Here is a 10,850-nt window from a genome sequence, read left to right as displayed (position 1 = left end):
CCTCCCCCGCCAGGTACAGCTCGCCGGGCACACCCGGCGGCACCGGCCGCAGCGCCCCGTCCAGGACGTAGGCGCGCGTGTTGTCCATCGGTTGTCCGATCGGGAGCCGTTCCGGCAGCCCCCCGTCGCGGGAGACGGGGTGGCTGGTGGCGAAGGTCGTGGTCTCGGTGGGCCCGTAGACGTCGACGACCTGGAGGTCCGGGCAGGCATCCAGGACCCGCCGGACGACGGCGGGCGGCACCACGTCGCCGCCCGTCCACACCTGGCGCAGGCCCGCGAAGCACTCCGGCCGCGTCTCGGCGATGACCTTGAACAGGCCGATCGTCACAAAGGCCGCGCTCACCCGCTCCGCCGCGATCAGCCGGGACAGCGCCTCGGCGTCCAGCAGTCCGGGGGGTGCCACGACGACGGTGCCGCCCCTGAGCAGCGGGGTCCACTGCTCGTAGGTGGAGGCGTCGAAGGCCTGGTTGGAGTGCAGCAGCACGCGCTCGTGCCCGTCGGCGAAACGGCGGTCCAGGGCCAGGCCCGCCACGGCCCGGTGCGTGACCCCGACACCCTTGGGCGTACCGGTGGAGCCCGAGGTGTACATGATGTACGCGAGGTGATCCGCGTGGCCCGCGGGCGCCCGGGTGCCACCGGCGGTCTCCCCGAGCGTCTCGGCGGCGTCCAGGACGAGGTGGGGAACGTCGCCCGATGGGAGCCGGTCCGCGCTGGCGGAGTCGGTCAGCACCAGCGTGGGCGCGCTGTCCTGGAGCATGAAGGCGAGCCGTTCGGCCGGGTGGTCCGGGTCGAGGGGCAGATAGGTGCCGCCCGCCTTCAGGACGGCCAGGACGGCGGTGACCTGCTCCAGGGAGCGGGGCAGGGCGTAGCCGACGACTGACTCCCGGCCCACGCCGTGTCCGGTGAGGACCCGCGCCAGATGGTCGGCCCGCTCCGCCAGCTCGCGGTAGGTGAGCTGCCGTGTGCCGTCCACCACCGCGAGGGCGTCCGGTGTCCGGGCCGCCTGCTCCGCGAACAGTTCGGGGACGCTCCGGGCGGCCCTCAGTACGGCCGTGTCGTTCCACTCCTCGAGGATCCGCTCGCGCTCACCCGGCTCCAGCAGGTCGAAGCGGCCCAGGTGGGTGTGCGGCTCGGCGACCAGGTGCTCGATCAGGCGCACGTAGCGGTCGGCGATCGCGTGGGCCGTGGACCGGTCGAACAGGTCGGTGGCGTACTCCAGCGCGCCTGCCACACCCCGCCCGGGCAGTTCGGCCAGGTTGAAGGAGAGTGTGAACTTGGTGGTGCGGTTGTGGGTCTCCACCACCTCGGCCCGGAGGCCGGGCAGGCCGAGGTCCGAGGGGGCGAAGTTCTGCCAGGCGAACGCCACTTGGAACAGCGGCGAGTACGCCGTCGACCGCTCCGGCCTGAGGATCTCCACCAGGCGCTCGAAGGGCACGTCCTGATGGTCGTACGCCGCGAGGGACTTCGTACGGACCTGGTCGACCAGTCCGGCGAAGGTGAGGTCACCGCCGAGGCGGGCGCGCAGCACCCAGGTGTTGACGAAGAAGCCGACCATGTCGGTGAGGTTCTCGTCGGTGCGGTTGGCGATCGGGGAACCGATGGTGAGGTCGTCCTCGCCGCTCAGGCCGTGCAGGAGGACCGCGAGGGCGGCCTCCAGGACGATCGAGGCGGTCGCGCCGCGCTCCCGGGCCAGCCGTTCGACCCGTGTCCAGACGGCGGGCGGCAGCGGAGGCAGTTCCACCGCGTCGCCGTGATGGCTCGTCACCTGCGGACGTGCCCGGTCGGTGGGCAGGTGCAGCGGCTGCGGTACGCCGTCGAGTTCCGCGCGCCAGTAGCCGCACTGGGCCGCGAGCAGACTGTCCGGGTCGTCCTCGGCGCCCAGAAGGTGCCGCTGCCACAGGGTGTAGTCGGCGTACTGGGCGGGCAGCGGGGGCCAGTCGGGTGCGGCGCCCGTGACGCGGGCGGCATAGGCCGTGCTCAGGTCCCGGACCAGCGGGGCCATGGACGCGCCGTCGCAGGCGATGTGGTGCGGCATCAGCACCAGGACGTGGTCCTGCTCGGCGACCCGCAGGATCCCGGCCCTGACGGGTATCTCGCTGCCCAGGTCGAAGCGGTACCCGGCGAACTCGGCGACCGCGTCCCCCACCTCCTCGTCCGCCACGTCCACGACCGGCACGTCCAGACGCACCTGAGCGGCGGGCACCACCTGCTGGCAGGGTGTGCCGGTGTCGTCCTCGGCGAAGACCGTGCGCAGGCTCTCGTGGCGGGCGACCACGTCGCGCACGGCCGCGGTGAGCGCGCCGGTGTCCAGCTCGCCGCGCAGCCGCAGCGGGAGTGGCAGGTTGTACGTGGCGGAGGGCCCCTCGTACTTGTGGAGGAACCAGAGGCGCTGCTGGGCGAAGGACAGGGGCACCCGCCCCGGTCGCGGTGCCGCCCGCTCCAGCGGCGGCCTGACCCGCGTGCCGCCGTCGAGCCGGGCCGCCAGGCCGGCGACCGTGGGGGCGGCGAAGACGGCCCGGATGGGCAGTTCGGCGCCCAGGGCCGAGCGGACGCGTCCGACCAGGCGGGTGGCCAGGAGCGAGTGCCCGCCCAGGTCGAAGAAGTTGTCGTCGACACCGACCCTCTCGACGCCGAGCACCTCGGCGAACAGGACCGCCAGAGCCTCCTCCCGGGGCGTGCGCGGCGCCCGGTGGCCGACGCCCGCCGCCAGGTCCGGCTCCGGGAGTGCCCGGTGGTCCAGCTTGCCGTTCGGCGAGAGCGGGAGCCGGTCGAGCGTGACGAACGCCGTGGGCACCATGGAGGCGGGCAGGTGTTCGGCCGCGTGGGCCCGCAGGTCGGCGGCGGTCGGCGTGTCGCCGCCGGCGGCGGGGACGACGTAGGCGACCAGCAGGTGGCCGCTGCCCGCGCTGCCGCGGGCGACCACGGCGGCCTGGGACACCCGTGGATGCGCGACGAGGGCGGACTCGACCTCGGCGGGCTCGACGCGGACACCGCGGATCTTGACCTGGGTGTCGGTGCGGCCCGCGTACTCCAGTTGGCCGTCCTCGCTCCAGCGCGCCAGGTCCCCGGTGCGGTACATGCGCGCGCCGGGCGGTCCGTACGGGTCGGCGACGAAGCGTTCGGCGGTCAGGTCCGGGCGCCGGTGGTAGCCGCGTCCGATGTGGCCCGCGACGTACAGCTCCCCCACCACGCCAGGGGGTACGGGGTGCAGCCCGGGGTCCAGGACGTGGGTGCGCACATTGCCGAGGGGGGTGCCGATGGGGGTGCTCGCGGTGTCCTGCCTGCCCTGGTCGGCGGTGCAGGTGGTGGCGTAGAAGGACTCGCTCTGGCCGTAGGCGTTGACGATCCGTACGCCCGGCAGTGTCTCGCGGATGCGGTGGACGAGGGCCGCGGGCAGTGCCTCACCGGCGAAGACGACGGTCTTCAGGCTGGTGACGGCACGGAGGTGGTCGACGAGTTCGGCGAACGCGGAGGGCACCGTGCTGATCACGTCGAGGTCCCAGTCGTCGCGGTCGGCGAGGGCGAGCACGTCCCGCACGATCTCGATGGCGGCACCGGTGGTCAGGGCGCCGAACCACTCGAAGACCGCCACGTCGAACCCGACCGAGGTGCCGGCCAGGACGCGTCGGCCGGGCTCGATCCCGACCCGGCGCACGAGGCCGTGCAGGTCGTTGACGACGGTGGCGTGGGTGATGCCCACGCCCTTGGGCACGCCCGTGGAGCCGGAGGTGAAGATCTGGTACGCCAGGTCGTCGGGGAACAGCGGGCGGGTGCGCTCGCTGTCGTCGAGGTCGTCGGCCGCGTGGACCGACACGTCCGTGCTGTCGAGCAGCAGGCACGTGCCGGTGGTGTCCGGCGGCAGCGCCGCGGCGGTCACGCCGTCCGTGAGGATCAGGTGCGGGTCCGCGGTGGCCAGGACGTGCCGCAGGCGGGCCCCGGGGTGGCCCGGGTCGACGGGAACGTAGCCGGCGCCGGTCTTGAGGACCGCCAGTGTCGCGGCCACCAGGCGGGGTGTGCGGGGCAGGACGACGGCGACCAGGGTGTCGGGGCCGATGCCCCTCGCGACGAGGTGGCGGGCGAGCCGGTTGGCGCGCTCGTTCAGTTCGCCGTACGTCAGCCGCTCGCCCTCGTGGACGACGGCGGTGGCCTCCGGGGTGCGGGCGGCCTGTGCCTCGAAGAGGCCGACGAGGGTCTGGCGGGGCACCTCGGCGGCGGTGGCGTGGAAGTGCCGCCGCAGCAGGCCGTGTTCGCCCTCGTCCAGGAGGTCGAGGGCGGACAGCGGGGCGTGCGGGTCGGCGGCCAGATGGGTGAGGACGCGCCCCAGGCGGGCGGCGAGGCGTTCGGCCTCCTCGACGGTGAACAGGTCGCCCTGGTACTGCAGGGCCACCCGCAGCCGCGGCTCGGCCACGCCGAACACGGTGACCGGGTAGTGGGTGCCGCTCTGCGGGCGCAGGCCCGTGATGGTGACACCCGCCTGTGCGTGGGCCTCCGCCATGCCGTCGCGGTCGATCGGGTACGACTCGAAGGCGACGACCGTGTCGAAGAGATTGCCCAGGCCGGTGGCCTCCTGGATCTCGCTGAGGCTGTGCTGGTGGTGGTCCAGGAGCGCGGCCTGGCGTTCCTGGAGCGCGCCCAGGACGTCCGCGAGCGTGCCCCACGCGCTCAGGCGCACCCGTACCGGCAGGGTGTTGATGAACAGGCCCACCATCTCGTCGACGCCCGTCACGTGCGGGGGCCGCCCGGAGACGACGGCGCCGAACACCACGTCCTGACGTCCGGTCAGCCGGCCGAGCAGGACACCCCAGGCGCCCTGGAGCAGGGTGTTGACGGTGACCCCCAGCTCGCCCGCCCGGCGGGCGAGGTCCTGTGCGGTCGTGGTGTCGAGCGGGACCTCGACCTCCCCCGGCGCGCTCTGTTCGGTGGCGGCGGGGGCGAGGAGCGTGGGCTCCGTGAGGCCGTCGAGCTCCTCCGCCCAGGCGCGGGCCGAGGCCTCGGGGTCCTGCCGCGCACGCCAGGAAAGGAAGTCGCGGTACGGCCGGATCCGCGGCAGCGCGGACAGGTCGCCGCCCGCGGCGTAGCCCCGCATCAGGTCCTGCAGGAGCAGCGGCAGCGACCAGCCGTCCATCAGGGCATGGTGGGCGGCGAGGATCAGCTCCGCGCGCCTCTCGCCCGTCAGGACCAGCGTCATCCGCAGCAGCGGCGCGAGGGCCGGGTCGAAGTGGCGCGACCCGTCGTCGGCGACGAGTCGCTCGAACTGCTCGTCCCGGTCCGCGTCGGGCACGGAGCGCAGGTCCACGAGCCGCCACGGCAGGTCGACGTGGGCGAGCACCAGTTGCACCTGCTCACCCGCGGAGGAGGTGACGAAGGCGGTGCGCAGGTTGGCGTAGCGGTCGAGGAGGCCCTGGGCGGCGCTCCGCATGCGGCCCGGCTCCACGGCACCGGACAGGTGGAACACGAACTGCATGTGGTAGGCGTCGAAGGAGGTGTCCGCCAGCATGCTGTGGAAGAGGATCCCGGACTGTGCCGGGGTCAGCGGCCACACGTCCACGAGGCCCGGGTGGCGCTCCTCCCAGTTCTCGAGGTCGCTCTGGGTGACGTCGACCAGAGGGACGTCCGACGGTGTGCGGCCGCCCGCGCCGGGCTCGGCCACGTGCCGGGCCAGGCCCTCCAGGGCGGTCCGCCACAGCGTGACCAGTTCCGCGACCTCCTCGCGCGTGAGCAGCCCGGCGGGGAAGCCGAACTCGGCCGTCAGCCGCGGGCCGTGCGGGCCGTCCACGACATAGGAGTTGATTTCCAGCGTGCCGAGGGCCGGCATGTCGGCGTCGAGGCCGGCGGTGAGGTCCTCACCGTCCGTGACGGACGTGAAACCGGCGCCCGGCTGGTCCGGCTCGTCCTGCGCGGTGAACCGGCCCAGGTAGTTGAAGGTGACCTGCCCGGCCTCGTGCGCACCGAGGACCGGCGCGGTCTCGGGGTTGAGGTGGCGCAGCAGGCCGTAGCCGATGCCCTTGTCCGGAAGGGCGAGCAGTTGTTCCTTGACGGCCTTGACGGCGTCGCCCGCCGCTGCGCCGCCGGCGAGGGCCTCGTCCAGGTCGCAGCCGGTGACGTCGAGGCGGACGGGGTACATGCTGGTGAACCAGCCGACCGTACGGGACAGGTCCGCCCCCGGGACCACGCCCTCCTCACGGCCGTGGCCCTCCAGGCGCAACAGCAGGGAGGCCTCCGTCACGCCGCGTGTCGTGCGCCATCGCGCCACGGCCAGCGCCAGCGCGGTGAGCAGCCCGTCGTCGACGCCGCCGTGGAAGGCGGCGGGGACCGCCGTCAGCAGTGTCCCGGTCACGTCCGCGGGCAGCCGCAGCTCGACCGTGTCCATGGTCGCGCGCACGTCCACGGCCGGGTCGAGGGGGCGGGAGCCGAGCAGCGGGTCCGGTCCTTCGACCACCGCGCGCCACAGTTCCAGCTCCGCGACCCGTTCCGGGCGTGCCGCCTCCTCGGTCAGGGCGTGTGCCCACTGGCGTACGGAGGTGCCGACGGGGGCGAGTTCGGGGGCCCGGCCCTGGCGGACGTGTGCCCAGGCCCGGGCGAGGTCGGGCAGCAGGACGCGCCAGGACACACCGTCCACGACCAGGTGGTGCAGGACGATGACGAGACGTCCCGCGATCTCCGGTCCGGCGTCACACCACACGAAGCGGGCCATGTCCCCGGCTGTGGGGTCCAGTTCGCCGGTGGCCGCGTCGAGCGCGGCGGTGGCGCGCCGCCGCCAGGTGTCCTCCTGCCAGGTGCCCGCGCAGGGCACGCGGCGGATGAGGGCCGCCACGTCGACCGTGGCCGGCGCGGCCACCTCCAGGCCCGGCTGCTCGCCGGACACCAGGCGCGAGCGCAGGACGTCGTGGTGGTCCACGACCGCCGCCAGGGTCGCCACCAGCCCCTGCTCGTCGATGCCGACGGGCAGGTCGACCATCATGGTCATGGCGAACCGGTCGTGGCCGCCGCCCAGCGCGGTGATGTGGCGGGCGACGGGCAGCAGGGGCGCGAAGCCCACACCGCCGCCCTCCAGCTCCGCCAGGACCGGCTCCGTCCGCGTGCCGCTCTTGACGGTTTCGGCGAGGCGGGCCACCGTGCGGCACTCGAAGATCTGCCGCGGGGTGACCTCGACGCCCCGCGTACGGGCCTGTGAGACGACCTGGATGGAGCGGATGGAGTCGCCGCCGACGGCGAAGAAGTCGTCGTCGACACCGACCTGTTCCACACCGAGGACCTCCGCGTACGCGGCGGCAAGGGCCTGCTCGGCCTCGGTCTGCGGGGCGCGGTAGGCGTCACCGGAGGTCTCCGGCTCGGGCAGCGCGGTCTTGTCCAGCTTGCCGTTCGGGGTGAGCGGCAGGGCCTCGAGGAGGACGAAGGCCGACGGCACCATGAAGTCGGGCAGGCGGCGGGCGGCGAACGCGCGCAGGTCCTTGGCCGAGACTCCGGCCGCCAGGTCGATGTCGGCGTCCGTGCCGGTGCCGGTGCCGGTGGGGACGACGTAGCCGACCAGTTGGGCCGCTCCCCTGTTCTCGCGGACGACCACGGCGACCCGGGCCACCCCGTGGTGCTCGCCGAGCACGGCCTCGATCTCGCCCGGTTCGATGCGCAGGCCGCGCACCTTGACCTGGTCGTCGCTGCGGCCCAGGTACTCCAACTGGCCGTCGGCGCCCTCGCGCACCACGTCTCCGGTGCGGTACATGCGGGTGCCGGGCGGGCCGTAGGGGTCGGCGGTGAAGCGGGCCGCGGTCAGGTCGGTGCGGCCCAGGTAGCCGCGCGCCAGTCCGGGGCCCGCGACGTACAGTTCGCCGGGGGCTCCCGGCGGCACCGGGGCCAGGCGGGTGTCCAGGACCAGCAGCCGGGTGTCGGTGACGGCCGTGCCGATGGGGACCCGGTCCCCGGTGAGCGGGGCACTCGCGGACGCGCAGACCGTGGTCTCGGTGGGGCCGTAGGCGTTGACGAGGGTGCGCCCCGGCGCCCAGCGCGCGGCCAGCGCCGGCGGGCAGGCCTCGCCCGCGACGGCGAGGACGCGCAGCCCGGACAGGGTACGCGGCGCGTCGTCGGGCAGCGTGCCGAGCACGCTCGGCGGGATGGTGGCGTGCGTGACACGGTGCTCGGCCAGCGCCCGGGCCAGCTCGCCGGCCACCGGGCGCGCCTGCGACGGCACGACCAGGGTGGCGCCGGTGGTCAGGGCCATCACCAGTTCCCAGAAGGCCGCGTCGAAGCTCGGGGACGCGCTCTGCAGGACCCGGGAGTCCTCGGTGACGGCGAAGCGCGCCACATGGGTCGCGCTCAGGGCGGCCAGCCCGGTGTGCGTGACGGCGACCCCCTTGGGGCGGCCGGTGGAACCCGACGTGTAGATGACGTAGGCCGGGTGGGCCGGGCGCAGCGGCACGGCGGGGTCGATGTCGGGGCCCTCGCGCCAGGCCTCGGCGACCTCCGGCACGTCGATGGCGACGACGTCGGCGGGCAGGTCCGCGGGCAGGTCGCCGGCCGCCGCCCGGGTGGTCAGGAGCACCGCGGGGGCGGCGTCGGTGACCATGTACGTGACGCGGTCGGCAGGGTAGTCGAGGTCGATGGGCATGTAGGCCGCGCCGGCCTTCAGCACGCCCAGGGCGACGGCGACCTGGTCAGTGCCGCGCGGCAGGGCCACGGCCACCGGCTGCTCCGGGCCGATGCCTCGGGCGCCCAGCCAGTGGGCGACGCGGTTGGCCCGCGCGTTCAGCTCCGCGTACGTCCATGCGTGGTCGGCCGACTCCACGGCCGGGGACTGCGGCGCCGCCCGTACCCGCGCCTGGAACAGCGCGGGAAACGTGGTCACGTCGACGGTCGGTTCGTCGTGTGCGTGTCCGGCGAGCAGCCGCTCGTGTTCGGCGGCGGTGAGGAGATCGGTCCTGCTGATGCGCTGCCCGGGGTCGGCGACCGCCGCGGTGAGGAGCCGCCGCAGGCGCCCGAAGGCGGTCTCGACGGTCGCGGCGTCGAACAGCTCGGTCGAGTACTCGGCGGAGACCTCGATGCCCGCGGGTGTGGTGCCGTTCTCGTACGACTCGTCGAAGCTCAGTACGAGGTCGCAGCGCGCGGTGCCGGTGGGCGCGCCTTCGACGCGGACCCGCAGGCCGGGCAGGTCGAAGTCGGCGCGCCCGTCGTTCTGGAGGACCAGGCTGATCTGGAACAGCGGGTGGTGGGAGCTGGAGCGCTCCGGGTTGAGCTTCTCCACCAGGGCGTCGAAAGGGATGTCCTGGTGGGCGAGGGCCGACAGGCTGGTCTCGCGTACCCGGCCGAGCAGTTCCGCGAAGGTCGGGTCGCCGGAGGTGTCCGTGCGGATCACCTGGAGGTTGACGAACATGCCGACGAGGTCTTGGAGACTGTCGTCGGGGCGGCCCGCGATGCCGCTGCCGAGGGGGATGTCGTCGCCCGCGCCGAGCCGGGTCAGCAGGGCGGCCATGGCGGCGTGCAGCACCATGAAGGGCGTGGCGCCCGCGGACCGTGCCAGCTCCAGGATCCCGCGGTGCAGTTCGGCGTCCACGGTGAACGTGAGCAGGTCGCCGCTGTGGTCGAGCACGGCCGGGCGGGGGCGGTCGGCGGGCAGGGTGACGCTCTGCGGGAGGTGCGCGAGCTGGTCGCGCCAGTAGTCGTACTGACGGCTGAAGAAGCTGCCGGCGTCGTCGGCGTCCCCGAGGAGCCGGTGGTGCCACAGGGTGTAGTCGGCGTAGCTCACCGGCAGGGGCTCCCAGGCGGGGGCGGAGCCTTCGGCGCGGGCCGTGTAGGCGGTCGCCAGGTCCCGGGTGAGCGGGGCCAGGGAGAACCCGTCCGCGGCGATGTGGTGGAGCAGCAGGACGAGGACCGCGTCGGCGGGGCCCGCGCGCAGCAGCCAGGCGCGGACGGGGATGTCGGTGGACAGGTCGAAGGTGTGGCGGACGGTCTCCGCGACGGCCCGGGCCAGTGCGTCGGCGCCGTCGGCCCGCTGCTCGGTGAGGGTGACTTGTGCCCGCGCGGGGTCCAGGACGTGCTGGTAAGGGGTGCCTCCGGGGCCCTCCGGGAAGACGGTGCGCAGCGGTTCGTGGCGGACGACCAGGTCGTGCAGGGCCTTTTGGAGGGCGGCGGCGTCGAGGTCGCCCGTCAGGTGCAGGACGAGCGGCATGTTGTAGGTGGCCGAGGGGCCGTCCAGGCGGTCCAGGAACCACAGGCGCTGCTGGGCGAAGGAGAGCGGGAGCCGCTCGGGCCGCTCTGTGACGCGCACCACGGGCGTGCGGGTGGGCGTCGTGCCGTCGAGGCGGGGGGCGAAGTCGGCGACGGTCGGGTGGTCGAAGAGGGCGCGCAGCTCGACTTCGGTGTCGAGGGCGGTGCGGATGCGGCTGATGAGCCTGGTGGCCAGCAGGGAGTGGCCGCCCAGGTCGAAGAAGTTGTCGTCGACGCCCACCCGTTCCAGGCCGAGGACCTCGGCGAACAGCGCGCACAGCAGTCGCTCGCGCGGTGTGCGCGGGGCGCGGTTCGTGGTCCAGGCGGCGAAGTCCGGTGCGGGCAGCGCCTTGTGGTCCAGTTTGCCGTTGGCGGTGAGCGGGACCTCCGGGATGACGGTGACGGAGGCGGGCACCAGGTGCGCGGGCAGCCGGTCCCGCAGACGGCTCCGTACGCTGAGGGCCAGGCCGTCGTCCGTGACGGCCGACGGGACGGGGACGACGTAGCCGAAGAGGCGGTGTTCGGCGAGCGCGGCCTCGACCTCGGCGGGTTCGATGCGGAAGCCGCGGATCTTGACCTGGGTGTCGGCCCGCCCGAGGAAGACGAGACGGCCCTCCGCACTCCAGGCGACGACGTCCCCGGTGCGGTACATG

The 10,850-nt window shown here is 74.0% G+C and carries 1 protein-coding gene; it reads right to left on the bottom strand.

The features are described from left to right. On the bottom strand, positions 1-10,849 hold a 10,849-nt coding region (locus IG78_RS50710; protein ID WP_211267716.1), incomplete at its 3' end, for a non-ribosomal peptide synthetase. Position 10,850 lies beyond the last annotated feature (1 nt).

It is taken from the genome of Streptomyces aureocirculatus (assembly GCF_000720475.1).
GTDB lineage: Bacteria > Actinomycetota > Actinomycetes > Streptomycetales > Streptomycetaceae > Streptomyces > Streptomyces aureocirculatus.
Note: the sequence above shows the minus strand (reverse complement) of the source record. Positions and strands in the feature narration are given on the sequence as shown.